Raw genomic sequence first — 26,290 nt, 5'->3', positions numbered from 1 at the left:
CGACGGAGTCACAGAGTCCTCGCAAGGGGTTTGCCCGACAGGGTCCGTCCGGGTTGCGGCCGCGAAGCCCGGGGCGCTTCCCGGGGAATCATCGGGACGCTTCCCCGGGAGTCAATTCACCGATGTGTATTTGGCGGACAGCCATTTCACGGACGGCCATCTCACGGACAGGAGGACTCCTGGCATGGACCGCCAACGCAAACCGCAACTAGCGTGACTGACCACCAGCGGACCACCCGGAACACAGGAGGTATCACCTCAATGGGCACGGAATCGATGCGCACCCCCCAGAGCGCCGACGCCGTAACGGCCGCAGGGTGTGTGACGGCGGCATGGGACTGCCAGTCGTACAGCTTCATGGGATCTCCCCGGACAGTGATCGACAACCTGGCCCGGCTGCCCGACGAGCTCATGAGCCGCCGCGTCTACATGATCATGGTTCAGGGTGACGAGCACTGCGAGGCCCGTATCTTCGAGCGCTTCAACCTCGGGGACCCCAAGGGCACCGTCTCCAGCTGGGCCGAGAAGGACGTCCCCGGCATGGTCACCCAGATCACCGAAGTCCTCACCGCCAACCGCGGGGTGCACTGTCCCGGCGAGCAGGTGAAGGCGACGATCGAAAGCGAACGCGAGATCCAGGTCGGCACCCCGGCCCCGGCCCCCAAGACCGCGGCCGAGGCGTTCGGGCCGGTCCTCGGCGGCTTCCGGAACGACGCGTTCGTACGGGCCACCGTGATGGTCCTCTGCTGAGGGAGGTGAGGCACCGTACGCCGAGGATTCCGGCCGACAGAGGGGCAGCCAGGGAACCGGCTGCCCCTCCCCCGCTCATGACGGCACGTCACTGCCACGGGCCGCGGGCGCGGCACCCGGAAGCCCGCCTTCGAGCAGCCATTTGGCCACCAGGGCGGCCCGGCTGTGGACATCGTGCCGGTCGTAGAGCCGTTGCAGATGAGATTCCACCGTGCGTGCGGACATGTGCAGTTGCCGCGCTATTTCCTTGTTGCAACAACCTGCCACGATCAGAGAAAAGATCTGTTCCTGTTTTGGGCTCAGGTGCACGGAACTCTCTCCCTCAAGAGGGGATCTTGTAGAGCCGGGTCGCTCCTCGGCGGGTGCGGTGCACATTGCAGAGCGACATCGCAGAGCGAATGGCCGGGAGCATCGACCGTGCGGGCCCGGCGTTTTCGAAACGGCATGGATTATTTCATGTCCGACTCCCCAGGAGAAGGCGTGGCCCACCCCCGTGGCAAGGCCCCCGCTCACGCTCACGTTGCCGCTCCCGTTCCCGTTCCCTACGGAGCCTGGTTCTCCCCCCTCGACGCGGGGACCGTGGCCCGTGCCCGACTGCGCCTGGCCTTTCCCACGGCGGCCGACGGCCGTGTGTGGTGGCAGGAGGTGCGGCCCGAAGAGGGCGGCAGGACGACGGTCGTGGAGCACGGAGTCGGCGGCGCCGACCGCTGTCTCCTGCCCGCGCCCTGGGACGCCCGCAGCCGCGTCCACGAATACGGCGGACTGTCCTACCTGCCGGTTCCGTCTCCCGGGGGCGGTGGCCGGCTGATCGTCTTCGCTCACTTCCCTGACCAGCGGCTCTACCTCACCGCGTCCGACGGCCGACCGCCGAGTCCGCTCACCCCCGAACCGGACGCGCCCGCCGCGCTGCGCTACGCGGACTTCGCGCTGTCAGCCGACGGCCGCGAGGTGTTCTGCGTACGCGAACGGCACGGCGCCGCCGGGGAGATCACCCGGTCCGTGGTGGCCGTCCCGCTCGACGGATCCGCCGCCGCTGCCCCGGACCGGGTGCGCGAACTGGCCGTCGGGGCGGACTTCTTCGCCTTCCCCACCCCCTCCCCGGACGGCCGGCAGCTCGCCTGGATCTCCTGGAACCACCCCGACATGCCCTGGGACGCGACGGAGTTACGGACCGGCCCCGTCGCCGCGGCCGCCCCGACCACCGGCCGGCCCGTGATGGGCAGCGGCACCCGGGAGTCCGTTCTGGCGCCCTGCTGGCGCGACGCGCACACGCTCTACGCCGTCTCCGACCGCTCGGGCTGGTGGAACCTCTACAAGGTCGACCCCGACGGGCGTCGGCCGCCCCGCGCCCTCCACCCGGCGGCCGAGGAGTTCGCCGCCCCGCTCTGGGACCTGGGCGGCCGCCCGTTCGCGCCCCTCTCCGACGGCCGCCTCGCCGTCGTCCACGGTCGCGGTGACCAGCGACTCGCCCTGCTGGACCCCGCGGCCGCCACTCTCACCGAACTCGATTGCGGGTACCCCGTGTTCGCCCCGGCGCTCTCCACCGACGGGGACCATGTGGTGGGCCTCGCCGGAGGTCCTGCCACGCCGCTGTGCGTGGTACGGGTCGACGTCTCCACGGGCGGCGTCGAGGAACTGCGCCGCGAACTCGACGAGTTGCCGGATCCCGGCTACCTGCCGGTCCCCCGTGCCACCGAACTCCGCGATGACTCCGGCCGGTTAGTGCACGCTACGGTCTACCCGCCGTCCCACCCAACGGCCCGGGGACCGGAGGGGGTGCCGCCACCGTACGTGGTGTGGGTCCACGGCGGGCCGACCGGCTGCGAGTCCGGAGTGCTGGACCTCTCCAAGGCGTACTTCACCAGCCGCGGCATCGGCGTCCTCGCCGTGGACCACGGCGGTTCGAGCGGCTACGGGCGCGCCTACCGCGAACGGCTCAGGGGCCGTTGGGGAGTGACGGACGTCGCCGACGTCGTACTGGCCGCACGCCTCCTCGCCGAACGCGGCGAGGCCGACGGCCGGCGGCTGGCGATCCGGGGACCGTCGGCCGGCGGGTGGACGGCACTGGCCGCCGTCACGACGGGGGTCGCCGCGCACGGCCCCGTGTTCCGCGCCGCCACGTCGTACTTCGGCGTGACCGATCCTCGACTGCTCGTCGCCCGACTGCACGACTTCGAATCCCACTACCTCGACGGTCTCCTGGGCCCACTGCCGGCCGCCGACGCGGTCTACCGCGAACGGTCACCGCTCGGCCATGTCGGGTCCGGCACCTGTCCGGTGCTGCTATTGCAGGGCCTGGACGACCCCGTCGTACCGCCGGAGCAGGCGGAGGCGCTGGTGGCCGAGCTGTCGGCGCAAGGCATCGGGTACGTACACCTTGCCTTCGCCGGGGAGTCCCATGGCTTCCGGAAGGCGGCTACGGTGGCTGCGGCGCTGGAGGCGGAACTGGGCTTCTATGGGAGGGCTTTGGGATTTGTGCCGGTGGGTGTGCCCTTGGCCGAGCTTCGCGGCTCCGGTGGTGGGGGACGGCGTCCGGGCTGTACGGGGCGGCTCGGGGATCGCTGCTCGCCGTCGTGATGGCCGCCTTGCCTGGCGGCTGGGCGAGGTTGGTGTCGTGGCGGGCGGCGGCCTCGGGGGGTGGTTGTACGGGAGGGTGATGCGGGGGCCTGCTGCGCGCAGGACGCGATTATTGTTACGGGGTGGAGCGGGAGTGGTGCGTGGTGACAGGTAGGGAGGCTGAGGATGAGCAGTGCATCGGATCGCCTGAAATGGTGTCCATGTCTGCTAGGTCCGAATCCTTGGAAGTGAGTAAAAACGGCCACGCACCCACATGAACACGCAGGTCAGGACCTGTGCTCCCCGCACACGCGGGGTTGTTCCCGTCCCCGCCGCCGTCGCGGACCTGCTGGCCCGGTGCTCCCCGCACACGCGGGGTTGTTCCCGTGCCCGCGAGTAGCCGGCCATCGAGTGCGGCGTGCTCCCCGCACACGCGGGGTTGTTCCCGTCACGCCCTCCAGGGCGAGCTTCTGCGTGATGTGCTCCCCGCACACGCGGGGTTGTTCCCGTCTCCCGCGGCGGCTCTACGAGGTTCTGGCGGTGCTCCCCGCACACGCGGGGTTGTTCCCCGTTGCCAGGTACTGATCTGCGGGCCCATAGCGTGCTCCCCGCACACGCGGGGTTGTTCCCACCGTAAGCGCAGCGCCGGAATCGGCGGCACAGTGCTCCCCGCACACGCGGGGTTATTCCCACCCGCCACCCCGCCCTTCGGGGGACGAGTTACCGAACGCACATCGTGATGTTCGATGAGGCCCTACTGTCACGCGGGTGAGTTACGTGAGCCTGCTGCGGCAGCGTCCGGTCCTCGTCCTGTGGTCTGCCGAGACGCTCTCGGTCTTCGGCGACCGATTCTTCACGCTCGCGCTCGCGTGGACGGCTTGGCAGCGGTCCGGCGCCGTGGCGATGGGCCTGGTCGTGGTACTCGAATCCGTTCCCCACCTGCTGGTTGGAGCGTTCGGCCGACAACTGGTCGCGAGAGTCGCTTCATTCCGATCCCTGGCAGTCGTCGAGGCCCTGCAGATCGTGGTGATAGCGGCGCTGCCGTGGCTGTGGCCGTCGGCCGGCCTGGCGGGTGTGCTGGCGGTGATCCTGGTGATCGGCACGTGTGATGCCCTGACCGGGCCCAGCCTGTCGGCGCTGGTCCCCGGGCTCGTAGCAGGCGAGCAAGTGCGGCAGGTGACCGGGCTGATGGACGCCTCAGCCCGGCTGACCTGGTTCCTGGGCCCCGGCTCGGCAGCCGTGCTGCTGTCGTACTTGGCCGCCGAGGACCTGTTCCTCGTGGACGCCGCCACCTTCGCCGCCTCCGCACTCGCCTTTGCCTGGCTCGCCCGCACTGTGCCGCAGTCCTCCCGGCTCCGGGCGCCGGAGGCAGGGAAGACAGCGAAGCCCACGACGGTGAGAGCGCGTACGGTGTTGCGCGCCCGGCCGTTGATCACCGGCGCGTTCGTGCTCAGCGGGGTCGGGGAGTTCTTCCAGACGGTCCTGACGATCGGCATCCCCGTCTGGCTGACCGACCGACTCCACGCCGGCCCGGGGGCCTACGCGCTGGTCCTGTCGGCGATGGGGATCGGCTCGCTGGCAGGGAACATCCTCACGGGCAACACCAGGCTGGCCGCCCCCTTCCCCAGTGGCTTCTGCGCGGCGTGGGCGGTACGGGGACTGCTGCTGGCGGCGTTCGCGGGCAGCAGCAGCCTGCTGCAAGTCGTCGTTCTGACCGCGCTGGGAAGCCTGCTGGTGCCAGTCACGTCGATCGCGTTGAACGCCGAGATCGCCGCGCTCGAAGGCCCTGAACAGTTGCGCATGTTCAGCGTGTGCTCGGTGAAGCTGCACCTGGCGAGCATGGGGAGCATGCTGCTCCTGCCTGCGGTGCTGGAGCGGACGCCCAGAGCATCGTTCGCCGTGGCGGGTACGGCGACGGCCGTCACGGCACTGCTGACGTGGACGGTGCTGAAGGGCCTCGGCCACCGTCAGGCGCTGCAGCCCGGGCAGCAGAAGGAGCTGGCGCGCAACTGACTACCTGTCTGTCGACGGGCGGCGGGCGCGCAGGACCACGGCCTGGTGGCCGCGAACGTGCGGGGCGTCCACAGTCACCACTGCCTCGGTGTTCAGGCTGGCCGCGGCCAGCAACAGCCCTGAGCAACTACCGCGCCAGTCAAAGCCAGCGGGCTGTGCCACGGCACGCCAAGCCAGCTGACCCAGGAGTTCCAGCCTCGTGATCCTTGATGAGCGTTTCGCCGCTGCCGAAGAACCACATCCTCGAACCTGCGGGAGGCCCACGGAGGCTGAGGGCGGGCGTTGACTGAACTCGGCTACGCATCACGACTATTGTTGCGGGCCGGAGCCGGAGTGATGCATGGCGACAGGAGGGAGGCTGATGGTGAGCAGTGCAGCACCTAGCCCTGAAATGGCACTTATGTCCGCTAAGTCTGGATCTTTGGAAGTAAGCAAAAACGGCCACGTGCCCGCATGAACACGCAGGTCAGGACCTGTGGTCCCCGCGCACGCGGGGTTGTTCCGCTCCCGGACGCGTTCCTCGGGGTCGCCCTTCAGTGGTCCCCGCGCACGCGGGGTTGTTCCCCCGCGACCGGCATCACCAGCAAAATCCGCGGTGTGGTCCCCGCGCACGCGGGGTTGTTCCCGGCATCCGCCGCCTCGCGGTCGCCCATCCCCGGTGGTCCCCGCGCACGCGGGGTTGTTCCCCGGGGAAACGGATACGGAACCTACTGGGAAGGGTGGTCCCCGCGCACGCGGGGTTGTTCCCAGGTCCCAGCGTCCGAGCAACTCGGGGTCGACGTGGTCCCCGCGCACGCGGGGTTGTTCCGGCCCGCCTTGCGGGCCCGCGCGGTGTGGACCGGTGGTCCCCGCGCACGCGGGGTTGTTCCCGGGGCCCGCAGGATGACGACCGTTTGCGTGTAGTGGTCCCCGCGCACGCGGGGTTGTTCCCTTGGTGCAGCCCGGCGACACAATCACCCTGCCGTGGTCCCCGCGCACGCGGGGTTGTTCCCGGCGCGATGGTCGTGTCCAGGATGGACTGGAGGTGGTCTCCGCACACGCGGGGTTGTTCCCCTGGCGCCGGTGACCCCGTCGCGGGTATTGATGTGCTCCCCGCGCAGGCGGGGTTGTTCCCGACATCGGCGCTGCCCGTGCCCTTATGGGCGAGTGGTCCCCGCGCACGCGGGGTTGTTCCCGCAGGTGAGCCGTCGATACGCAGGCCGGCAACGTGGCCCCGCACACGCGGGGAGGTTCCCAACTCGGCGTCCTCAACAAGGAGCCAACCGCATGATCCCCACGGTGCGAGACCGACGCGTAGATGCCGCCCCGAAGGGAGCCGAAGTCCGCCTGTCAACCAGCTCCAACGGCAAGGGACTCAGCGCAAGCAGTGCCCGCGCCGACAGCACGCTGAACCCTGCTGGAGCTACGCCCCCAGGTTGCCGTTGCCCGCAATGACAGCCGTCACAAAGCAGGACCAAGCCGTGTCACCAAACACAAGCAGCCCCCGCCCAGGGTCCTTAGAATCCCGGACCGGCATAATGCGCGGCACCTTGTCAACGGGGACCTCAATGCAGCCACCCCCGCCCCCGCTGTAGGTGCTCTTACGCCACTCCGCTATGGGCAAGTCACGTTGGGCCGACATGGGTAAAGCTCCTCAACTGTCTTGCCGATAAAGGACCGTGTCGCCTCTGGGTCCAGAGCGACATCTCGCAGGTGATCATAGAGGTGGTTGAGCAACGCAATGTCGGAGCGATTGGCGATGAACGCACCGAAGACGTAGCCGTCCGGGCGCCACGCACCCAGGCGGCCGGTCCGCTCCTCCCACATGGTCACGAAGCCGACGTCGTCGACCTCTGCACCAACATCGAAGGGCAGAACGCGCACATCCACGTTCGGTTCATGCGATCGCTCGATCAGGTGGAGGAGTTGCCGACGCATCACCTGCTCACCTCCGATCGCAGACCGCAAGACGCCTTCACGGAGGATGACGTTGAGCGTGGGGGCGTCCGGCGTTCCCGACAGGATCGCGCGCAGTTGACGACGAAAGGCGACCTTGTCCTCCAAGCTCCCGCCGCGCAATTTCAGGCCCTCTTCGAGGCACAGTCGCGTGTGCTCCTCGGTCTCCAGCATCGGAGGAACCCAGTGGGAGCAGATCTGCCGGATCTCGACGGCGCCCGCATGCTTGGCCAGATACTTCTGCACTCGCTTCGCGTCGGGGTTGTCGTCCAGCTTGTCGCGCAGCCTGAAGATCCGGCCGCCCGCGTCCAAGGCCCGATCGATGCGACGGGCAACATCGCGACAGGGAACGTACTTCACCCGTCCGCTCTCGAAGTGGGAGACCGCCGTAGGGGACAAGGCGATCGCCTTCGCCAGCTGAATCTGTTTCCACCCCTTGGCCATCCGGGCCTCGCGGATCGCTGCCGCGAGCTCCTTGACTCGCTGCTCGTACAGTTCAGGCGCTGACAGGGCAGGCATAGTTGCACCTCCCACTTGAGTTTCGGGATCGCTCAGGTCCGGAACAGGCCTGGACAGGGATCAGCCTATGCGTCCTGGCAGATACTGGTGAGCGGAACCGGAAAGCTCCAACTCCAGCCGGTTGACGCTGCGTTCGAACAACGCCTGTCTGATTCCCGCCCCGGTGGTACGCCACACCTCATCACCCGGCGGGCCAGAGAGCTTCGAGCGGCCCCGGTTCCGGTCAGCGAACCCCGCACCCCACCCCTTGGCGTGGATTCGTACGGTCTGCCCCCGTGATCGCCCGCACCGCCCCCCACGTGCGGCCCGAAGGAGAGAACACTCATGCCCCCCGTTTTCCCTGGCACCGCCATGACCTTTGGAGGAGCCCTCATCCCCTCACCGGACTCCCCGATCACCGAGGCCGAGCACGGGGCCCTGGAGGGCATGCGGACGATCCTGGAAGCCCGCCCGTCACCGCCGGCGGAGAGTCTGCACGACATGATCAAGCACCTCCGCCGCTGCATCCGTCGGACCACGCCCGCGCTGAAGGTCCTCGCAGCCGCGCTGCCAGAGCACGACCCGCGGCGGGAACCCGCACGAGCGGTTGCCGATGAGGCGTTCTTCCAGGCCGGACAGGAAGACGGGGCAGGTAACGGCCTGTTGAGCGCGCGGGACTACTGTCTCGCCCTCTACGAGGCCATGCAGGACGTACGTCACCACTACTCACTGCTGATGCACCCGCGCGCCGAGCACGACGCCCAGCACGGCCGGGCCTCCGGCCAGGAGCCCGGCGCCCGCCCGCCGACGGGATAACCGTCCGGGGCCGCGCCAGTACGCCGGCTTGCGCACAACCACCCAGGACCGCCCGCCTCCCGGCGAATCCCCACCGAGAGAAGAACAAGGACATCCATGCACGCCGACGCCCTCTCCCTCACGAACCCGCCACCGCTGCGCGCCGCCGCAATGGCACTGATCGTGCACCCGGCCGACACCAAGTCGGCCGACGACCCAAGGACGTTGATGCTCTCCCCTACCGATACGGCCGACACGGCCAACCCCACAGAGCCCAGCCACAACTTCCGCCTCCCCGCCGGACCGCTACTCGAAGGAGAGCCGCCCTCAACGGCCGTGGCGCGTACCGTCCGCACCGAGACCGGACTCGAAGTGTCGCCGACCCGACTGCTCGTACTCGACTGGATCCCTCCCACAGGGACGGCACCCGCCGGTATCGAGTTCGTGTACGCGATGGCCCCACTCACCGACGAGGTGGAGATCAGGCTCCCCGGGCTGTCCGACAGCAAGGAACCGGCGTTCCTGAGCCACAAGTGGGTCCCGGCAACCCAACTCGACGATCACTGCATGCCGCACCAGGAGCGGCAGCTCCGCGCCGCGCTCGCCGCCCTCATCAACGGTGACGTGACCGAGCTGCATTACGGCGAGCCCGCCTGCACGACTACTACCCCATAGAGCAGCACCGGCTCACCATCGCTGCGCGGGCCCCACGCTTCCCCCTCGTACCAGTGAAGCTGCCCATGAGGGCCAGCCAACAGCGCTACCCCGTCCGTAGACTCCTGCCTCATCCAGCGCAGCGCCCACGCCCCCGGGCCGCCGGCCCTGCGCCCTCGCCGTGAGTCCAGGAGACCCTGTGGAACAGCCGCTCACCGAGACCGAGAACGCCGCGTGGGCGGCAGCCGCTACCGATGAAGAGATCGCCGCAGTCCTCGCTGCGGCCGACGACGCGGACATGGCGATGCGCACACCTCCGGTGCGTCTGACGCAACCGGCCCGGTCTGTGGCCCCGGGTGGGTGCGAGATCACGTTGCTCGGGGCGCTGGGATGCCGGTACGGCATGCTGTCCGGAGGAGCCGGCGGTCTCCTCGTCCGTACCGGAGAAGGCGCCGTGATCATCGATCCCGGGCCCGCAGCCCTCGACCGGCTGCTCGCTCTCGCCGCGCAGGGCGAGTTCGACTTCGCCGACGTGGTGGGGATCGCGGTCACGCACCTGCACCCCGATCACTACGCCGGCCTCATCCCCTGCCTCGAAGGAGCGGCAACTGCCGCCGGGCGAGCGCCGCTGGTCCTGGCGAACCCCACGACGGCCGAGCGGTTCGCCGACTTCTCCCCGTACCACCAGCGCATGGGTTCGTGGGTGACTCTCGCGCACCCCGAGACCGACGGCGACGGCGAGCCGTCCACGAAGGTCACCGACGGCACGACCGTCCACGCCACTCCCGCGTTGCACCTCGAAGAAGCCGGCCGTACCGGCAGTGCCATCGGCCTGGTTCTGGAAACCGCGGCAGGCCACATCTGGTATTCGTCGGACACGAACCTGTGGCCCGGCCTGCTCGACGCCGTCGCCGCAATCGCTCCGCGTCCACGGGCCGTCATCGCCCACGGCGACGCCGCTCTCCTGCACGCCGACGAACAGCGCAGGGCGGCCTGCCATTTGGGCATGCGCGACCTCCCGGCAATCGCACGAAGGCTCAGGCCGGAGACGTTGCTGGTGCAGCACTACGACGCCGCGTACTCCGGCGCCCGGTACCGCCATGCCCACACCGAATGGGTCAGGCGCAGCCTGGGCCCTCTCGACGCACCCGTACGCGTTGTCCCCGGATACGACGGATTCCGCCTGACTCTTTGATCCCGCAGATCAGCACCGCTGCACCCGAACCCCCTTCCAGAGCGACTCGTTGGCACGCCTCTGGTCAGATCCGAGCTCGGCGACTATGAATCCCCGCGCAGGGGAAATCCGAGGGCCCACAGCCTGTCAAGACACCTTGGAACTTGAGAGAGAAGGTCTCTGACCCGTCTCGGGTGTCACCGCCAGGAGGCGCGCCCGGGGGGCCTGTTGGCACGCCGGTCCCCCACAGGGATGTGTCTGGCGCCTCGGACGACTGCTTTCTGTTCTGTCACGCGGGGAGTGCGGTGTTGATGCGTTCGCGGAGGTCGCGGACGGCGGGGATGGCGTTGTGGGTGCGCATGTGGGTGGCGAGGTCGCGCAGGGGGCCGACGGCGCGGTGGGAGCTGATGTCTTCGGTGAGGTCGAGGGCGTGGTGGGCGGTGGCGCAGGCGCGTTCGGGGTCGTGCTGTTGCCATTGGGCGTCGGCTTGGCGGGCGAGGAAGAGTGCCTGGGTGCGGATCCGGTCGGTGGGGAAGAGGGCGGCGGTCTGGGCGAAGAGGTGTTCGGCGCGGGCGGGCTGGTGGAGGTCGAGGTGGGTGGATGCCTGGGCGCCGAGGAGTTCGGCCTGGTCGAACCAGGTGACCCATTCGGGGTCTTCGCCGTGGTGCCGGCTGGTGGCCAGGAGGCCGGCGGCGCGGTCGAGGTCGGTGAGGGCTGCGGGGTTGTTCTGGTGGGCGCGGGCACGGGCGCGCCGGGAGAGGAGCATGGCTTCGACGCGGTGGGTGCTGCGGCCGCGGGAAGCGGAGAGGGCAGCGGCGGTCATTGCCTCAGCGTCAGCCGGGCGTCCGCAGTTGTTCGCGGCGATGGACCAGAACGCCAGGATGTGGCTGCCGAGGGCGGGGTCGCCGCTCGCGTGGGCGGAGTGGAGGGCGGCATTGAAGTACGCGTCGGCGCAGGTGCCGTAGAGGTCGAAGACGGCCCAGGCGTGCATGCGGGTCAGGTCGGCCGCAGCGGCGTGGAGGCGGGCTCCGTGCGCATCACTGTAGGTGCGGTCCTTGAGCAGGCGGACGAGCATCTGCTGGCTCGCGGCGGTCTCGGTGAGGAGTTGTCCACCGCCGTCGAGGTCGTCGGCGTGCCGCAACTGCCGGACGCGGTCTTCGATGTGGGCGACAGAGGCCTCGCCGAGGCGGCGGGCGTGGGTGATCTGGCCGGCGGCGGCGGGGTCGGCGGTCAGCCATGCCCACAGGGAGGCCGTCAGGGCGACTCCGGTGAGCTGGGTGAAGTGCCGTCGCTGCATTTCGATGTTCTCCCTCCCTGACACTTCGTCGAGTGCCTGGATGGCGCCGGGAGCGTCCCAGCTGTGGATGGCGGGCTGCTGGAGCGGGTCCAGGGCGAGCCAGCGTGGCCAAGGGTGGTGCAGGACCGCTTCGGCGGGTATCTCCAGGAGTTCGGCGATCAGGTACTGGGTGGGCAGGTCCGGTTTACGGCCGCCTTCCCACCGGTAGACGCCGTCCTTGCCGGTGCCGACATGGACATGGCGTTCCTTGCCGAGAACGCGGATGCGCCGGGCGAGCTCGGGCGGTTTCCAGCCACGCGCGGTTCGTGCCCGTGCCAGCAGATGCATCCCAGTTCCCTTTCCGGTCGCCGGGCTGGGGCCGAACGTATCGACGGTAGCCGGGAGATGATGCCCTGCGGAATGGCTGTCGCGGGTGCTTGTCGGGTGCTCTTGACCGCACCTGACGGCACCCTCCTCGCGGCTTCCTCCAGGCGCATGGTGCCGGGATGGTGATGCTGCGCAGTTCGCCGTCCGGCTCTACGGATCCCGAGCCAGTGGGGCGTGGCGGCAGAAGGAACCGTCTGGCAGATCGGGTTCATCGTGCGGCACACCGCGTTGTTCCACGAGCCCGGCAGGCAACCAGCTCTCCCGATGAGACGTGCGCGGTGCTCGTGGCTCGGTTGATGACGGCTCGCTCGGCCCTGGACTCATCCCATGGTGAAGGAGGACAGCCATGCCCAAGCTGGCGCTCTTCGGCCGGCCCGGCGCCGGGAAGACCACACTCAGTGGCTTGCTCGCGTTGGAGCTGGCAGAGGCGGGCGCGGACGCGCGGATTCTCAAGGTCGGCGCTCCTCTGTACGAGTTGCAGGCCATCATCTACGCCGTGGCCGGCCGCCCCCTGCCGGACGGGCGCGTGCAGGACGGCCAGTTGCTGAACGCCCTGGGCTTCCACATCAGGCGGATCAACCCCGGTGCCCTCACTGAGGCTTTCGGATCACGGGTACGGCTGGTGGAGCGGGACACCCCACGGGCCGTTGTGCTGTGCGACGACATGCGTGCTGCGGACGCCGACGCGGTCACGGCTCTGGGGTTCCGCCTCATCGAGGTCACGGCACCCGACGGCGTACGACGGGAGCGTAAGCGCGGGCGGGGGGACCTGTCCGCAGGAGACGACCAGCACCCCACCGAGGCCGCGATCGACGCGGTGCCGTGGTTGAGTGTGGACAACTCCGGTAGCCTCGACGGCCTTCGCGTACAGGCGGCCCGGATCGTCCGGGAGGTCCTGCAGTGATCCTCACCGGACCGGAGATCGTCCGGCAGCGCCGCCTGGGAACCCTGACCATCGAACCGTTCAACTCCCGCCAGCTCAACCCCGTTTCCTACAACTACCGGCTCGGCCGCACCCTGCGCACTCACCGGGCAGCCGTGATGGATACGCACGCGGCGCACGAGCTGGAGGAGTTCACCATCCCGGACGACGGCATTGTGCTGCAGCCCGGCCGGGTCTACCTCGGCACGACGATGGAAGCCATCGGCAGCACACGGTTCGTGCCGTCGCTGATCGGCAGGTCCTCGCTCGGCCGCCTGGGCATGTTCCTGCAGTACAGCGCTGACTTGGGCAACCTTGGCGCGTGCCACCGCTGGACGCTGGAGATCAAGGTCGTTCAACCCCTGCACGTCTACGCGGAGATGATCACCGGCCAGGTCAGCTTCTGGACCGTCTGCGGCGCCCGCCAGCCCTACGCCGGTTACTTCGGACGCATCGACGAGGCCACCGTCCCGCCCGCCGACCTGCTGACGGCGCCGACGGCGCTCCTGCCGCTCCCCCTGCCTCTCCCAACACGGAGGCTGCCGTGATCCTCACCGGCCCGCAGATCGCCCACGAGTGTGCTCTCGGACGCCTGGTCCTCGATCCGTTCGACAAGGAGCAGGTCCAGCCGAACTCCTACAACCTCGCCCTGGGCCCCAACCTCATCCACTACACCGGCACCGTCCTGGACACCCGCCAGGAGAACGCGTTCGAGACGACGGTGATCCCTGACGAGGGGCTGGTGCTCAGGCCGGACCGCATCTACCTCGGGGCCAGCGTCGAGGTCCTGGGCAGCGACCACTACGTACCCATCATCCGCTCACGCTCGGGTGCTGCTCGCCTGGGGATGTTTGTCCACGTCACTGCCGATCTCATCGACATCGGCTCGACGGGGCAGACCACCTTCCAGCTCCACGCGGTCCAGCCCGTACGTGTCCACGCCGGCGATCGCCTGGCCCAGGTCACGTTCTGGCACACCTGCGGCAGAGTCGTGCTCTACAACGGCAAATACCAGGGCTCGGTGGGGCCCCAGCCCTCCCGGATCCACCGCGACGCCCTGCAGGAGAGGGCATGAGCGGCCGCACCGGTGGCGACCCCGCCTGCCTGTGCACCGACCCGGCTGCGCGCCTGCTGGTATCGGCGGCCTTCACCACGATCCGCGAGCGCTACGTCCAGGCCCGGCACCAGATCGCCGCCGCGATCCTGGACGCCGACCACCGTATTCACCTCGGACTGCACATCGACGCCATGGTCGGCCGGGCCGCGGTCTGCGCCGAGGCCGGCGCCCTGTCCGCGGCCCGCCTGGCCACCAGCGCCCCGCTGATCGCGGTGGCGGCCGTCCGCTACCCCAAACCGACCGAGTCCTGCGGCGCCCGCATCGTCCCGCCCTGCGGCCTGTGCCGCGAACTGCTTCTCGACCACGCCCCCGGCCTGCGTGCCGTCATCGCGGACGGCCCCCACGCCGCGCTGATGCCGCTCACGGCACTGCTGCCGCACAAGTACGTGGGCACCAAGTGGCCGACCGGCCCGTCCCGCCCCTGAACACCCGCGATCCGTGGAGAAGACGATGGACTTCCGTACTCCCGCCCTGGACGCCCTGGCCCACGAGGTCATCCCCGAGCAGCACTTCGAGTTCTCGGCCGCCACCGCCCGGGACCGGTTCTTCAACGACACCCGCATGCTCGACGTCAAACAGTGGGTCCACAACGCCTTCCGCACCAACCCGAAGTCGATGCTCGACCACATGCTCGGCAACCTCGCCTTCACCGGCAGCGAGGACCTGCTCGACCTCGGCTGCGGCAACGGCTTCGTCCTTGAGCACCTGCGCCCACACTTCGCCGACGGCAGCATCACCGGGCTCGACATCGCCCCCGCCGTCCTGGCCGCCGCCGCGGAACGTCTGAACGGCACCGCCACACCGTGCCGGTGGATCGAAGGCAGCGCCGACGACCTCTCCTTGCTCGACACGGACGCGTTCGACCGTGTCATGGCCAACTACATGATCCACTACGTGCCGGACCTCGACCGGTGCTTCGCCGAAGTCCGCCGGGTCCTGCGCCCAGGAGGGCTCTTCCAGCTCACCACCGACCGCACGGACAGCATGCTGGAGATGTACGACGTGCACTTCACGGCCCTCAAGGCCATGGCCGCACCCGAGGACCTGTTCAAGGCCACCCCCAAGGGCCGGCTCTCCCTCGCCAACGGCGCCCCACAGCTGCGCAAGCACTTCCAGCACGTCGAGACCGTCACCTGGCAGGACCAGCTGCGCTTCACCGACCCCGCACCGTTCATGCGTTTCTACCAGGTCGGCCACAACCACTGCTGCGCCTCCTCCGAACCAGACGAACGCCTGAGCGACGACTTCTTCACCGAGCTGCGCGACCGCGTCAACGCCCAGGTGGAACGCGCGATCAAGACCAACGGCTACTTCGCGGTGACCAAGTACACCGGCTCCTTCCTCTGCCGGTGAACTCCCCCGTTCCGGCAAGGCATGCGCCGATGCTTCGCTAGCGTCGGCCCGTGCCGCACCGGCCGGCGCGGCACGGGAACGAGACCGGGAGAGAACCGATGGGCACGACGATCCGCAGGGCAGTGATTCCCGCCGCCGGGCTGGGCTCCCGCCTGCTGCCGCTGACGAAAGCGATCCCGAAGGAGATGCTGCCGGTCGGCGACAAACCCGTCATCGAGCACACTGTGCGCGAGCTGGTGGCCTCCGGCATCACCGACATCACCATCGTCGTCTCCGGCGGCAAGAACCTCATCCAGGACCATTTCCGTCCCAACCCCGCCCTCGTCGAGCAACTGCGCGCCGATGGCAAAGCCGACTACGCCGACGCCGTCGAAGAAGTCGCCGAGCTCGCCCGTCAAGGTCACATCACCTACCTCGACCAGCACGGCCCCTACGGCAACGGCACCCCCGTCCTGAACGCCACCCGCAACTTCGGCGACGAGCCGTGCCTCGTGCTCTGGCCCGACGACGTCTTCGTCTCCGACACCCCCCGGGCCCAGCAGCTGATCCGCGCGTACGAGACGACCCACTGCCCCGTGCTCGCCCTGATGCCCATGGACCCGGCCGACGCCCCCCGCTACGGCGTGCCCGTCGTCAAGGAGGACCTGGAAGACGGCCTGCTGCGTATCACCGGCCTGGTCGAGAAGCCCAAGCCCGAAGACGCGCCATCGGCATTCGCCGCGATCGGCGGCTACGTCATCACCCCCGCCATCGTCGAGGAACTGCGCGAACTGACCCGCCACTGGTACGAGCACCGCACCGGTGAGGTCTACCTGACCGACGCCATCAACGCCTATGCCGCCCGCCGGGCCGTCTACGGGCAGGTCATCCAAGGCCGCTGGTACGACACAGGAAACCCCGCCGCCTACCTCGTCGCCCAGTTCGCCCACGCCCTCACCCACCCCGAATACGGGCCGATCCTGCGCCGGCTCGCCACCGACATCAGCACCCGGCCTGCCGGCGACACGACCACCTGACCCGTCGCTCCCTTCGGGCCCAAGGCCCGGCGAGCGGCTCGAAGGGAGCACCTATGCCGTCCATGGACACCGTCGTGCTGTTTTACCCGCGCGGCGGCAGCGCCCAGGTCATCCGCTACCTCCTGCGCGAACTCAACACCCGCGGCTGGACGAACCGCCTCCACGCCGGCTCCCTCGGCACCCCCGGCGACCCCTCCCACGGACCGTCCTTCTACCAAGGGCTGGACCTCCACCCGTACGACTACAACGACGCCTTCGCCGCGTTCCGCCGCGGAGACAACCCCCAAGACACCCCACTGCCTTTCCACCCCTCGTACGAGGACCGAGGCGACTGCCCCGACCCGCTTTTCAGCGCCGTCCCGCCCCTCGACGCCGACGGCCTCACCCGTGCCTGGACCCGGCACCTGGCCGCGCACCGCAGCACCGACACCGACCTGGTGCACCTGCACCACCTCAGCCACCTCCAGACCAGTGTCCGCGCCGCATACCCGAACACCCCCGTGGTCACCACCCTCCACGGCACCGAACTCAAACTCATCGACGGCATGGCCCGACGCGTCAACCTGGCCCAACGCCTCGGCATCTCCCTACGGGACCTCGCCCGCCTCCTCCACACGGACAATCCGCACCGCCGCGCCGAAGCCCAACGCTTCGCGACAGCCGCCGCCCTGGATGCCGCCGACACCGAACTACTCACCATCACCGCATGGCAGAAGTGGCTCTACTCCCCGTACTGGCTCACCCGCCTGCGCCAGGCCGTCTTCCACGCCGGCCACCTCCTGGCTGTTTCCGAGCACGACCGGGACCTGGCCCAGCGCCTGTTCGACCTCGACCACGAACTCCCCGTCATCCCCAACGGCGTCGACGCCCGTACCTTCCGCCCGCAACAGCTCGACGAGCAGCACTGTTTGGAGTACCTGCGGCACTGGCTCGTCACCGACCCGCACGGCTGGGCCCCCGGCTGCGTCCCGGGCTCCCTTCGCTACAGCGACACCGACCTCCGCCGCTTCCGCGACCCCGCCGGGAATCTCCGACCGCTGTTGCTCTGGGTGGGCCGTTTCCTCGACTTCAAACGCATCCCCGTCCTCCTGCGCGCCTTCACCGTCGCCCGCGCCCGCCTCGACCCCGCCCCGGTCCTGCTCATGTGGGGCGGATACCCCGGCGAATACGAAGGACAGCACCCCTTCGAACTCGCGAAGGACCTGAAGATTGAGGACGACGTCTTCTTCGCCGGGTGGCGTGGGCACGACGAACTACCCACCGGCCTCGCCTGCGCCGACCTCATGGTCGCGCCGGCCGTGGGAGAGCCCTTCGGCATGGTCTACCTCGAAGCCATGGCCTGCGGCACCCCGCCCATCGCCACCGCAACCGGCGGCCCGCTCCACACCATCGTCCCCGACGGCCCCCGCGCCACTGGCTGGCTCGTCAAACCGGACGACCCCGACGACCTCGCCGACACCCTCATCAACGCCTTGGCCAACACCGCAGAGCGCAAGCGGCGCAGTGCCAACGGCCGCTCCCGCATCGAGACCACCTACAGCTGGAGCCGCACCGCGGACCGCTACGTCGCCGCCTACCACCAGGCCTCACCACACTGACCCGGACCAGGCCGTACCCGGCCCGTCCCCCGAAGGAGTCTCCATGCCCGGCATCAACGGCCTGCTCCTCGACATGAACGGTCTCTTCCGACACTGGCACAACACCGGCGCCCACATCAGCGAGCAACGCGCCGGCCTCCCCACCGGCACCATCGCCCGCTACGCCTACGATCACCCGTCCTACCGCTTGGCACGGGTCGGCGTCCTCACCGATCAGCAGTGGGCCTCCGACGTCGCCGACCGCCTGGCGAACGACTACGGCCCGGCCGTCCGAAACCACCTCGGCCCCTGGCGAGCCGACCGCGGAGAACCGGACCGGACGATGACCGCGCTTCTGCAGGCAATCCGTGAACACCTTCCCGTCGGCGTCCTGTCCAACTGCACCGACGCCCTCCACACCGACCTCAAGCTCCACGGCATCGAGTTCGACTTCGTCTTCCCCTCCGCGGACCTGGGAGTCGACAAACCCTCCCCTCTCGCCTACCGGGCTGCCGCCGACCTCATGAGCATCCCACCAGCCGCGCTGGCCTACTTCGACGACGAGCCGACCTTCGTCCTGGCCGCACGATCCCTCGGCATGAAAGCGCACCTTTTCAACGGCACAGACGACTTCACCGCTCGTCTATGCCACCTCGGCGTTCCCCTGGCCGACACATCCCAAAATCCAGACCCCTTGCCCGTGAGGCCCAGCCACACGCCACGGTGCACCTACTGATGCGCTGACTCCTGGGTCGCGCCAGCCCGGATGGCGACCATCGCGGTGCGGATACGTTCCGCCGTGTCGGCTGCCTCTTCCGGGGACGGGGACAGGACTCCGTTCTCACTCATCAACGCGTGGAACTGCTGCTCCTGGTACGGGACACCAGGCGGCAACCCGGCGATGTGCCAGTGAAGATGGGCGTTTCCCTGCTGGCTGCCGAGCGAGTACAGGTACGTCCGTTCAGGGCCCAGGACAGCCTCGGCGGCGAGAGCGGTCTCGCGAACGAACAGCATGAGCCGGGTGTAGCCCGTCTCGTCCAGGTCGCGCACGACATGCTCAACATGCCGCCTCGGGGCGACGAGAATCTTCCCGGGCAGAGTAGGCCACCGGTCCAGAAACGCGACGTGGTCCTCATCCTCGAAGACGGTCTCGTGAAGATAGTCCGAGTGCCCGCGGAGAAAGGCGCAGATGAAGCAAGGGCCAGTCTGCGAACGCTCGATGTATGCCTCTAGATTCATGTGCTGCCGACCCATGAACGATCACTCTACGGCCGTGCCGCAAGCGCTCGCCCCGCAGTCGCTGCACTCTTCACCCATCGGAGTGTGGGCAGCTTCGTGAGCCCCAAGGGAAAGCGGCCCTGCACGCCCTCCCCCCTCAAAAAACCACCGCCCCCACCCCCACAAACACACAAACCAACACCCCCAAAATCACCAACAACGGCCACACAAACCGCAGATACCGGTCGTACCCCACCCTCGCCAGCGAAACCCCGCCCACCACCACCGCCGTGGTCGGCACCCACAGATTCATCCAGCCGCTCGCCGCCTGCCACGCCGTGACCACGACCGACCGCGCCACCCCCGCGAAATCCGCGAGCGGCGCCAGAATCGGCATGGCGAGCGTCGCGTGCCCCGAACTGGAAGGGATAAGAAAAGCCAGGGGCAGATTCACCACGAACACCAGCACCGCGAAGACGGCCGCCGAGGCCCCCGTGACCGCGTTCTCCACGCCGTGCAGCACCGTGTCGATGATCTTCGCGTTCGTCATCACGACCGTGACGCCGCGCGCGAGCACGATGACGAGGGCCGGGGAGATGAAGTCGGCCGCGCCCTGGACCACCGTGGCGCTCAACCGCTGCTCCCCGAGCCGGGCGACGAGACCCACCAATACCGACGCGACGAGAAACAACGCAGCCAACTGCGCGAAGGACCAGTCGAGTTCCCAGCCATACGGCTTGGCATCGGCACGGCCGGTCAACGCACCGGCCCAGGGAATCACCGAGAAGATCATGAAGGCGAAGACGAGGGCGACCAGAACCAAGACGGCTTTCTGCACACCCGTCAGTTCAGGCGGTTCCTCGGCCGCCTGCGCGTACTCGTGGTCGCCGGGCAGGAAGCCGACGAGGGAGCGGTCCGGGTCGGCGCGTACCCGGTGCGCGTAGCGGATGACGTAGCCGATCGTGACGGCCGTCAGGACCAGCCACATCGCGACGCGCAGTGCGATGCCGTCGCCGAGGGAGATCCCGGCGGCCGAGGAGGCGACGCCGGTGGCGAAGGGGTTGACGGTGGAGGCGAGGACGCCGACGCCGGCGCCGAGGATGATGGTGCCGGTGGCGACCATACGGTCGTAGCCGAGGGCCAGCATGAGCGGGACGAGCAGCCCGTAGAAGCCCAGTGTCTCCTCGGCGAAGCCCTCGACCGTGCCCAGGAGGGAGAAGACGGTCATCACGGCGGCGATCAGCAGGGCGCCTCGGGCGCGCAGGCGGTGGGCGAGCCGCTCGATGCCCCGGTCGAGGGCCCCGGTCGCGAAGACGACGGTGATGAACGCGCCGATCGCGAGGACGAAGAGGAAGACGCCGGCCGCGCCGTAGAGCGAGCCCACCGCGTCGGGGGCGACTTCCCCGGTCGCCGGGTCCCGCACCCCGTACAGGCCGTTGACGGGGGCGAGGAAGAGGTCGCCGAGGCGGTGGAGGAAGTCGCCGGGGGCGGGCTCGTGGTGGTAGGTGCCCTGGATCGGGCTGCCGGACGGGGTGCGCCGGTAGACGCCGGACGGGACGACGAAGGTCAGGGCCCACACCGCGACGGTGACGGCGGCGAGGACGGTCAGTGCGCTGGGGAAGACGAATTTCCGTCTCCCGTGGGGTGGTTCCCGGTCCCCGGACATCGTCCCCCGGTTTTCGCCTCCGGCTTCTGCGTCCACGGCGGGACCCCTCTCTGCACCACGCTCCGCACCAGCGGCCGACGCGGTCGGCGCGGACGACGCGTCCGACGCACCACCGGCCGACCTTTTTGTGCAGATTGTTGCGCAATTCCCAGCTGCTCCCCGGGCACCACACGGCGGCCGCGCCCGCCGGCGTGGTGGAAGGCCAGGTTGAGGACGACCGCGGTGAGACAGCCCGCGCTGACCCCGGAGTCCAGCAGGATCCGCAGGGTGCCGGGGATGGCCGGGTCGGCGTAGAAGCCGGGCGAGACCACGGGGATCAGGCCCACGCCGAGCGAGGTGGCGGCGACGAGCGCGTTGTCGCCGCGCTCCAGCCCGGCCTTGGCCAGGACCTGGACGCCGCTGGCGGCGACGGTGCCGAAGAGCACGATGCCCGCGCCGCCGAGCACGGGACGGGGGACGACCGCGACGAGCGCGGCGACGGCCGGGCTGAGTCCGAGGAGGACGAACAGCAGCCCGCACACGGCGACGACGTAGCGGCTGCGTACTTTCGTGAGCGCGACCAGGCCGATGTTCTGCGCGAAGGCGCTGTTGGCGAAGCCGTTGAAGAGGGGGCTGAGGGCCGTGCCGAGGGTGTCGGCACGCAGGCCGCCCGCGATGACCTCCGCGTCGGCGGGGCGGCCGACGACCTCGCCGAGGGCGAGCATGTCGGCAGTGCTCTCCGTCATGCACACCAGCATCAGGACGCACATGGAGACGACGGCGGGCAGGGAGAGCACCGGGGTACCGAAGTGGAAGGGGGCGGGGAAGCCGACGAGTCCGGCGTGGGTGACGGGAGAGAAGTCGACGGCTCCGCAGGGCACGGCCACGAGGGTGCCGGCGGCCATGCCGAGCAGGATCGCGATCTGCTGCCAGAATCCCTTCAGCAGCCGACGCAGCATCAGAACGATCGCCGAAGTCGCGCCCGCCAGCGCGAGGTTGGCGGGGGTGGCGGGGTGTGCGGTGTTCCCGTCCCGGATCCAGCCGAAGGCGGCGGGCAGCAGGGTGAGTCCGATCAGGGTGATGACGGTGCCGGTCACGACGGGCGGGAAGAAGCGGACGAGCCGGCCGAAGTACGGGGCGAGCAGGAAGCCCAGGGCTCCCGCGACCATGACGGCACCGAAGATGACGGGCAGGGCCTCGCGCTTGTCGGCCTGGGTGTCGGCGACGGCGAGCATGGGGGCGACGCCCGCGAAGGAGACGCCGTTGACGAATGGCAGTCGCGCCCCGACCTTCCAGAAACCGATGGTCTGCAGCAGTGTGGCGATGCCGGCGGTGAACAGGGCGGCGCCCACGAGGAAGGTGATCCCGGACGCGGGCAGTCCGCAGTACGCGCCGACGACGAGCGGTGGGGCGACCACGCCCGCGTAGCTGGCGGCGACGTGCTGCAGTCCGCCCGCGAGCATGCGCCATGGCGGCAGCAGCCGGTCCACGGGGTGCGGGCCGTCGTCCGCGTCCGGGCGTGCGGGGGCAGGGCTGTCACCGGGTGCGGCCACTGCGGTTCCTCCTCGGGAGTGGGTACGGGCCGGGGCGCCGGTGCAGTCGGCGCCCCGGCCCGCCACCGTGGGCCCTCGGACCCACGGGACCGGCCGAGGGCCGTCCCCCTCGGCCGGGGTCAGGGACGGGGCGCCAGGGCCCGGTCGGGCGGCGGGCCGGGGGCCTGGCCGGCCACGGGGCGGCGGGCTCGGCCCCGCGGCCGGACGAGCATGCCGGCCCGCAGCCGAGCGCGCACGCCAACCCGTAGCCGGGCGCATACGCCTGCCCGCCGCCGGATACACACGCCGCCCCGTGGCCGGGCGCACACGCCTGCCCGCCGCCGGGCGCGCACACCGACCCACCGCCGGACACGTACGCCGCCCCGCAGCGCACGTACACCAGCCCACCGCAGCGCCAACCCCCCGTCACCCGCCGGGCTCGGCACCCCTCACCCCTCCGCCGCCCGGCGCGCCAGCCGTACCGCCTGGTCGCGCGCGGTCCGGGCGATCGTGTCCTCGTCGGCCGTCGCCAGATGCCCTTCCTCGACGACGGGCCGTCCGTTCACCAGGGAGAGGGTCACGGGCGCGGCGGCGCCGAGGACGAGGGCGGCGACGGGGTCGGCGATGGTGGAGTGGCCTAGGCCGTCGAGCTTCCACAGGACGAGGTCGGCGAGCTTGCCCGGTTCCAGTGAGCCGATCTCCCGCTGTCTGCCGAGGACTTGGGCGCCGCCGTACGTACCCATCCGCAGCACCTGACGTACGTTCAGCGCCTTCTCGCCGCCCGCGAGCCGGTGGACGAGGAGCGCGTTGCGCAGTTCGGTGTGCAGTTCGCCGGCCTCGTTGGAGGCGGTGCCGTCGACGCCGAGTCCGACGGCTACGCCCTCGCGCAGCAGGGCGGGGACGCGGGCGGTGCCGGCGGCGACGCGGGCGTTGGAGGAGGGGCAGTGGGCGACGCCGGTGCCAGTGCGGGCGAAGGCCGCGATGTCGGCGTCCCGCATGTGGATGCAGTGTGCCATCCACACGTCGTCGCCGAGCCAGCCGGTGGACTCGAAGTAGGCGGTCGGCCCCATCCCGAACCGCTCCTTGCAGAACTGCTCCTCCTCGACGGTCTCCGAGCCGTGCGTGTGCAGCCGTACGCCTTTGCGTCGCGCCAACTCGGCGGCGTCGCAGAGGAGTTCGGTGGAGACGGAGAACGGGGAGCAGGGGGCGACGCCGATGCGCAGCATGGAGTCGAAGGAGGGGTCGTGGTGGGTGTCGATGGCCTCCTCGGTGGCGGTGAGCGCGTCCTCGGTGGTCTCGACGGCGAAGTCGGGCGGCAGTCCGCCGGCGGACTGGCCGCGGTCCATCGAGCCCCGGGTGGGCGAGAAGCGCACCCCCAGTTCGCGGGCCGCGCGGATCTCCGCGCCGAGCAGGTCGCCGGATCCCTTGGGGAAGACGTAGTGGTGGTCCGTGCTGGTGGTGACGCCACCCCGGACCATCATGGCCAGCGAGCCGCGCGCGGCGGCGTGGACCATGTCCTCGTCGATGCGCGCCCAGACGGGGTACAGGGCGACGAGCCAGTCGAAGAGGTTGCAGTCCTGGGCGAGTCCGCGGGTGAGCCACTGGTAGAAGTGGTGGTGGGTGTTGACGAGGCCGGGGGTGGCGAGGTGGCCTTCGGCGTCCACGCGGCGGACGACGTTCTCCAGCGCGGCGGGCGCGGCGCCGGATCCCACGGATTCGATGCGATTGCCGGCGACGACGATGTGGCCGTTCGCGTACTCGGTGTCGTGGGCGTCGACGGTGGCGACGGCGCAGTTCTCGATGACCGTGCGCTCAACGGCCGTGCGCTCAACAGCCGAGCTGCCGGGTGCCTTTGGTTCGATGGGGGGTGGGGGGATCACGGTGCTGCCTCGCTCTCGGCGTACGGGGCTCTCGGCGTACGGGCCGGGGGTAGGGACATGGTGTCGGGCCCCCGGCCGGCTGCTAAAGGAGCGTCAGGTCGGTGGGGATGGCGGGCTCGGTGCCCGGCCGCAGGACCGTCGCCTCGATCAGCCCGTAAGGGCGGTCGGCCGCATAGTAGACCTCGTTGTCGTTCTTCAGCCCGAACGGCGCCAGGTCGACCAGGAAGTGATGCTTGTTCGGCAGCGACAGGCGGATCTCGACGGTCTCGGGGCGCTGCTCGATGACGCGGGAGCCCATGGCGTAGAGGGTCTGCTGGAGGGAGTGGGAGTAGGTGCCGGCGAAGGCGTCCAGCAGGTGTTCGCGGGTGCGCGTGTAGGCGTCGTCCCAGTCGGGGGCGGGCTCGCGGTCGTCCGTCCAGCCGTACCGCCAGCGGGCGTTGACCTGGGTGGCGAGGATGCGGTCGGAGGTTTCGGGGAGGGTGGTGTAGGGGTCCTTGGCGTAGCCGCGGAACTCGGAGTCGGTGGTGTTGAGGACGACCAGGTCCTTGAGTCCGGTGATGGCCTGCCAGGTGCTGCCGTCGTAGGTGATCTGCGCGGTACGTGTCTCGCGGCCGGCGCGGACGAAGGAATGGCTGCGTTCCCCCGGCGCGCCGATCCGCTCCCCCGGCACCCCGACCCGTTGCCCCGGCGCCCCGATCCGCTCCCACGTGTACTCCTCGACCCGGATGCGCGCCCGGTGGATCGACGGCTGGCTGGTCACGAAGTGCCGGGCCAGGTGGATCGCGAACTGCTCGGCGGAGGCGATGCCGTGTTCCTTGGCGAAGGCGAACACGGTGTTCTTGGTGGCGTCCGTGGTGAGCACGGTGGCGTTGGAGCCGGAGAGGTGCACCGCGTCCATGGCGCCGGAGAGGGCGACGGAGACGCTCAGGTCCTTCAGGTGGTGGACGTGCCCGTCGCGGGTGACCTTCACGACGCGGGTCTCGGCCTTGCCGTACTGGTTGGGTCCGAGGACGGCGCTCGGCGCGGCGGCTTCCGGGGCCTGCGGGGACTCGATCATGGCGGTGCTAGCTCCCTCGGTAGACGCTGTAGCCGAACGGGCTGAGCAGCAGCGGTATGTGGTGGTGCTCTCCCTTCGCGAGCGCGAAGGCGACGACGACTTCGGGGAAGAAGGCGCCGTCCTTCCGGGTCCCTTCCAGGTGGGGGGCGACGGCGAAGCGGAGGCGGGCGTGGGTGGCGGTCGGCGGGGGTACGGGCAGGGCGGCGCAGCGGCCGTCGGCGTCGGTGGTGGCGGTGCCGAGGGGGACCCAGTCGTGGGGTTCGGTGCCCGCTTCGGTACGTACCGTACGTACGGTACGTACCGCCAGCTCCACGTCGACCCCGGCGGCGGGCCGCCCGGTGCTCGTGTCGAGGACGTGCGTGGACACGGTGGCCGGAACCTCCTCCGCCTGATGCTCTGTCACAAGGCGGACGAGCCGGATGCGGTTGATCTTCCGTAACTCCTCGCGTACGACCTCGCGTTCACGGTCCGGCGGGTTGTCGAGGCGGGTGCGGGCGGCGTCGCGGAGCTCCTCGGCGGAGCGCCCGGTGGCGCAGACGAGGAAGACGTGCCCGAACTTCTCCTGGTAGGCCAGGTTGAGCCGCAGCATGTCGGCCTTGAGGCCGGCGTCGGCGCCGGACATGCCGCGCTGTTCGCGCGCGGAGACCGCGTCCCCGGGGACCGGCCGGCCGATGGGCGGGTGTCCGGCCAGGGCTTCGGCGAGGTCCGCCGCGTCCATCCGTGCCACGGCGGCGTCGGAGGCGGCGAGCAGGGCGTCGGTGTCGGGGTAGGGGCGGTGGGCGGCAATGTCCCCGACCCAGGCGGCACTTGTGCAGATCTCGCGCAGCAGGGGGCGGAGCGCCGCCTCCTCCGCCGCGTTGAGCCGGGCCGGTCCCGGCGGCGTACAGGCAGAGTTCGTCGGGCACACGGGTACCTCCGTGACGCTTCCCGCCGCC

The 26,290-nt window shown here is 69.9% G+C and carries 24 protein-coding genes and 2 CRISPR repeat arrays; of the genes, 14 read left to right on the top strand and 10 right to left on the bottom strand.

The features are described from left to right. Window positions 1-261: 261 nt before the first annotated feature. Entirely contained in the window at window positions 262-750 is a 489-nt protein-coding gene (locus tag ACFP1Z_RS03180; protein ID WP_390314195.1) for a hypothetical protein, read from the top strand. A 75-nt stretch (window positions 751-825) separates the two neighbouring features. Here ACFP1Z_RS03180 and ACFP1Z_RS03175 read toward each other — a convergent pair whose 3' ends face one another. Next, complete coding sequence (locus tag ACFP1Z_RS03175) at window positions 826-1,059, bottom strand: response regulator transcription factor (protein WP_390314194.1); 234 nt, start codon at window positions 1,057-1,059, stop codon at window positions 826-828. A 171-nt stretch (window positions 1,060-1,230) separates the two neighbouring features. Here ACFP1Z_RS03175 and ACFP1Z_RS03170 point away from each other — a divergent pair, with 171 nt between their 5' ends. After that, window positions 1,231-3,327: a S9 family peptidase gene (locus tag ACFP1Z_RS03170; RefSeq protein WP_390314193.1), complete on the top strand. Its 2,097-nt coding sequence runs from the start codon at window positions 1,231-1,233 to the stop codon at window positions 3,325-3,327. A 275-nt stretch (window positions 3,328-3,602) separates the two neighbouring features. Then, window positions 3,603-3,997: a CRISPR direct-repeat array (repeat unit 29 nt; unit sequence GTGCTCCCCGCACACGCGGGGTTGTTCCC). Between the two features lie 77 nt (window positions 3,998-4,074). Further along, a complete protein-coding gene (locus ACFP1Z_RS03165) occupies window positions 4,075-5,319 on the top strand; it encodes an MFS transporter (RefSeq protein WP_390314192.1) in 1,245 nt (414 codons plus the stop codon). A 475-nt stretch (window positions 5,320-5,794) separates the two neighbouring features. Continuing rightward, a CRISPR array of direct repeats spans window positions 5,795-6,494; the repeat unit is 29 nt; unit sequence GTGGTCCCCGCGCACGCGGGGTTGTTCCC. A 227-nt stretch (window positions 6,495-6,721) separates the two neighbouring features. On the opposite strand, the gene ACFP1Z_RS03160 is transcribed toward ACFP1Z_RS03165, so the two are convergent. Together ACFP1Z_RS03160 and ACFP1Z_RS03155 are read right to left on the bottom strand one after the other, a co-directional pair. Continuing rightward, window positions 6,722-6,940: a DUF397 domain-containing protein gene (locus ACFP1Z_RS03160; protein ID WP_390314190.1), complete on the bottom strand. Its 219-nt coding sequence runs from the start codon at window positions 6,938-6,940 to the stop codon at window positions 6,722-6,724. Next, window positions 6,913-7,773: a helix-turn-helix domain-containing protein gene (locus ACFP1Z_RS03155; protein WP_390314189.1), complete on the bottom strand. Its 861-nt coding sequence runs from the start codon at window positions 7,771-7,773 to the stop codon at window positions 6,913-6,915. The genes ACFP1Z_RS03160 and ACFP1Z_RS03155 overlap by 28 nt, the downstream gene beginning before the upstream one ends. A gap of 324 nt (window positions 7,774-8,097) precedes the next feature. Between ACFP1Z_RS03155 and ACFP1Z_RS03150 the strand changes: the two genes are divergently transcribed. The 3 genes from ACFP1Z_RS03150 (at window position 8,098) to ACFP1Z_RS03140 (ending at window position 10,396) form a co-directional block, all read left to right on the top strand. Further along, window positions 8,098-8,568: a DUF6415 family natural product biosynthesis protein gene (locus tag ACFP1Z_RS03150; RefSeq protein WP_390314188.1), complete on the top strand. Its 471-nt coding sequence runs from the start codon at window positions 8,098-8,100 to the stop codon at window positions 8,566-8,568. 96 nt (window positions 8,569-8,664) lie between these two features. Beyond that, entirely contained in the window at window positions 8,665-9,222 is a 558-nt protein-coding gene (locus ACFP1Z_RS03145; protein WP_390314187.1) for an NUDIX domain-containing protein, read from the top strand. Between the two features lie 178 nt (window positions 9,223-9,400). Then, on the top strand, window positions 9,401-10,396 hold the full coding sequence (locus ACFP1Z_RS03140; RefSeq protein WP_390314186.1) for an MBL fold metallo-hydrolase: 996 nt from the start codon (window positions 9,401-9,403) through the stop codon (window positions 10,394-10,396). A gap of 268 nt (window positions 10,397-10,664) precedes the next feature. Here the strand turns inward: ACFP1Z_RS03140 and ACFP1Z_RS03135 are convergent, their stop codons facing one another. Further along, on the bottom strand, window positions 10,665-11,999 hold the full coding sequence (locus tag ACFP1Z_RS03135) for an XRE family transcriptional regulator (RefSeq protein WP_390314185.1): 1,335 nt from the start codon (window positions 11,997-11,999) through the stop codon (window positions 10,665-10,667). Window positions 12,000-12,384: 385 nt separating this feature from the next. Between ACFP1Z_RS03135 and ACFP1Z_RS03130 the strand changes: the two genes are divergently transcribed. The 8 genes from ACFP1Z_RS03130 to ACFP1Z_RS03095 all read left to right on the top strand — a co-directional run bounded on the left by ACFP1Z_RS03130 (window position 12,385) and on the right by ACFP1Z_RS03095 (window position 18,759). Further along, window positions 12,385-12,942 (top strand): hypothetical protein, encoded by a 558-nt coding sequence (locus ACFP1Z_RS03130; protein WP_390314184.1) that lies wholly within the window; start codon window positions 12,385-12,387, stop codon window positions 12,940-12,942. Beyond that, complete coding sequence (locus tag ACFP1Z_RS03125; protein ID WP_390314183.1) at window positions 12,939-13,508, top strand: dCTP deaminase; 570 nt, start codon at window positions 12,939-12,941, stop codon at window positions 13,506-13,508. Before ACFP1Z_RS03130 ends, ACFP1Z_RS03125 begins: the two co-directional genes overlap by 4 nt. Then, the gene (locus ACFP1Z_RS03120; RefSeq protein WP_390314180.1) at window positions 13,505-14,035 is read left to right on the top strand and encodes a dCTP deaminase; all 531 of its coding nucleotides are present in this window, start codon (window positions 13,505-13,507) and stop codon (window positions 14,033-14,035) included. The genes ACFP1Z_RS03125 and ACFP1Z_RS03120 overlap by 4 nt, the downstream gene beginning before the upstream one ends. After that, window positions 14,032-14,502, top strand: a complete 471-nt coding sequence (locus ACFP1Z_RS03115) for a cytidine/deoxycytidylate deaminase family protein (protein ID WP_390314179.1) — start codon at window positions 14,032-14,034, stop codon at window positions 14,500-14,502. The genes ACFP1Z_RS03120 and ACFP1Z_RS03115 overlap by 4 nt, the downstream gene beginning before the upstream one ends. 13 nt (window positions 14,503-14,515) lie before the next feature. Beyond that, a complete protein-coding gene (locus ACFP1Z_RS03110) occupies window positions 14,516-15,430 on the top strand; it encodes a class I SAM-dependent methyltransferase (protein ID WP_390314178.1) in 915 nt (304 codons plus the stop codon). A 98-nt stretch (window positions 15,431-15,528) separates the two neighbouring features. Beyond that, window positions 15,529-16,446 carry a UTP--glucose-1-phosphate uridylyltransferase gene (locus ACFP1Z_RS03105; RefSeq protein WP_390314176.1) on the top strand — a complete coding sequence of 306 codons (918 nt, stop codon included), beginning with the start codon at window positions 15,529-15,531 and terminating at the stop codon, window positions 16,444-16,446. A gap of 53 nt (window positions 16,447-16,499) precedes the next feature. Continuing rightward, window positions 16,500-18,044 carry a glycosyltransferase family 4 protein gene (locus ACFP1Z_RS03100; protein WP_390314175.1) on the top strand — a complete coding sequence of 515 codons (1,545 nt, stop codon included), beginning with the start codon at window positions 16,500-16,502 and terminating at the stop codon, window positions 18,042-18,044. Between the two features lie 43 nt (window positions 18,045-18,087). Beyond that, a complete protein-coding gene (locus tag ACFP1Z_RS03095) occupies window positions 18,088-18,759 on the top strand; it encodes an HAD-IA family hydrolase (protein WP_390314174.1) in 672 nt (223 codons plus the stop codon). On the opposite strand, the gene ACFP1Z_RS03090 is transcribed toward ACFP1Z_RS03095, so the two are convergent. The 6 genes from ACFP1Z_RS03090 to uraD form a co-directional block, all read right to left on the bottom strand. Beyond that, entirely contained in the window at window positions 18,753-19,277 is a 525-nt protein-coding gene (locus ACFP1Z_RS03090) for an HIT family protein (protein WP_390314173.1), read from the bottom strand. The genes ACFP1Z_RS03095 and ACFP1Z_RS03090 overlap by 7 nt on opposite strands. A gap of 121 nt (window positions 19,278-19,398) precedes the next feature. Next, the gene (locus tag ACFP1Z_RS03085) at window positions 19,399-20,907 is read right to left on the bottom strand and encodes a YfcC family protein (RefSeq protein WP_390314172.1); all 1,509 of its coding nucleotides are present in this window, start codon (window positions 20,905-20,907) and stop codon (window positions 19,399-19,401) included. Further along, window positions 20,847-22,349: a nucleobase:cation symporter-2 family protein gene (locus tag ACFP1Z_RS03080; protein ID WP_390314619.1), complete on the bottom strand. Its 1,503-nt coding sequence runs from the start codon at window positions 22,347-22,349 to the stop codon at window positions 20,847-20,849. Before ACFP1Z_RS03080 ends, ACFP1Z_RS03085 begins: the two co-directional genes overlap by 61 nt. Before the next feature lie 518 nt (window positions 22,350-22,867). Then, window positions 22,868-24,280 (bottom strand): 8-oxoguanine deaminase, encoded by a 1,413-nt coding sequence (locus ACFP1Z_RS03075; protein ID WP_390314618.1) that lies wholly within the window; start codon window positions 24,278-24,280, stop codon window positions 22,868-22,870. Window positions 24,281-24,380: 100 nt separating this feature from the next. After that, window positions 24,381-25,355, bottom strand: coding sequence for a factor-independent urate hydroxylase (gene pucL, locus ACFP1Z_RS03070; protein WP_390314171.1), 975 nt, complete (start codon window positions 25,353-25,355; stop codon window positions 24,381-24,383). A 7-nt stretch (window positions 25,356-25,362) separates the two neighbouring features. Beyond that, entirely contained in the window at window positions 25,363-26,262 is a 900-nt protein-coding gene (gene uraD / locus ACFP1Z_RS03065; protein WP_390314170.1) for a 2-oxo-4-hydroxy-4-carboxy-5-ureidoimidazoline decarboxylase, read from the bottom strand. Window positions 26,263-26,290: the final 28 nt, after the last annotated feature.

This window comes from Streptomyces gamaensis (genome assembly GCF_042656465.1).
GTDB lineage: Bacteria > Actinomycetota > Actinomycetes > Streptomycetales > Streptomycetaceae > Streptomyces > Streptomyces gamaensis.
The sequence above is the reverse complement of the archived record's forward strand: the minus strand, read 5'-3'. Positions and strand labels throughout refer to the sequence as shown.

What these genes read in the sequence shown, in the direction of transcription:
- ACFP1Z_RS03180 (WP_390314195.1), top strand. Translation starts at nt 262, where the DNA reads ATGGGCACGGAATCGATGCGCACCCCCCAGAGCGCCGACGCCGTAACG.
- ACFP1Z_RS03160 (WP_390314190.1), bottom strand. Translation starts at nt 6,940, where the DNA reads ATGTCGGCCCAACGTGACTTGCCCATAGCGGAGTGGCGTAAGAGCACC.
- ACFP1Z_RS03155 (WP_390314189.1), bottom strand. Translation starts at nt 7,773, where the DNA reads ATGCCTGCCCTGTCAGCGCCTGAACTGTACGAGCAGCGAGTCAAGGAG.
- ACFP1Z_RS03150 (WP_390314188.1), top strand. Translation starts at nt 8,098, where the DNA reads ATGCCCCCCGTTTTCCCTGGCACCGCCATGACCTTTGGAGGAGCCCTC.
- ACFP1Z_RS03145 (WP_390314187.1), top strand. Translation starts at nt 8,665, where the DNA reads ATGCACGCCGACGCCCTCTCCCTCACGAACCCGCCACCGCTGCGCGCC.
- ACFP1Z_RS03135 (WP_390314185.1), bottom strand. Translation starts at nt 11,999, where the DNA reads ATGCATCTGCTGGCACGGGCACGAACCGCGCGTGGCTGGAAACCGCCC.
- ACFP1Z_RS03130 (WP_390314184.1), top strand. Translation starts at nt 12,385, where the DNA reads ATGCCCAAGCTGGCGCTCTTCGGCCGGCCCGGCGCCGGGAAGACCACA.
- ACFP1Z_RS03115 (WP_390314179.1), top strand. Translation starts at nt 14,032, where the DNA reads ATGAGCGGCCGCACCGGTGGCGACCCCGCCTGCCTGTGCACCGACCCG.
- ACFP1Z_RS03105 (WP_390314176.1), top strand. Translation starts at nt 15,529, where the DNA reads ATGGGCACGACGATCCGCAGGGCAGTGATTCCCGCCGCCGGGCTGGGC.
- ACFP1Z_RS03100 (WP_390314175.1), top strand. Translation starts at nt 16,500, where the DNA reads ATGCCGTCCATGGACACCGTCGTGCTGTTTTACCCGCGCGGCGGCAGC.
- ACFP1Z_RS03095 (WP_390314174.1), top strand. Translation starts at nt 18,088, where the DNA reads ATGCCCGGCATCAACGGCCTGCTCCTCGACATGAACGGTCTCTTCCGA.
- ACFP1Z_RS03090 (WP_390314173.1), bottom strand. Translation starts at nt 19,277, where the DNA reads ATGGGTCGGCAGCACATGAATCTAGAGGCATACATCGAGCGTTCGCAG.
- ACFP1Z_RS03085 (WP_390314172.1), bottom strand. Translation starts at nt 20,907, where the DNA reads ATGTCCGGGGACCGGGAACCACCCCACGGGAGACGGAAATTCGTCTTC.
- ACFP1Z_RS03080 (WP_390314619.1), bottom strand. Translation starts at nt 22,349, where the DNA reads ATGCTCGCGGGCGGACTGCAGCACGTCGCCGCCAGCTACGCGGGCGTG.
- pucL (WP_390314171.1), bottom strand. Translation starts at nt 25,355, where the DNA reads ATGATCGAGTCCCCGCAGGCCCCGGAAGCCGCCGCGCCGAGCGCCGTC.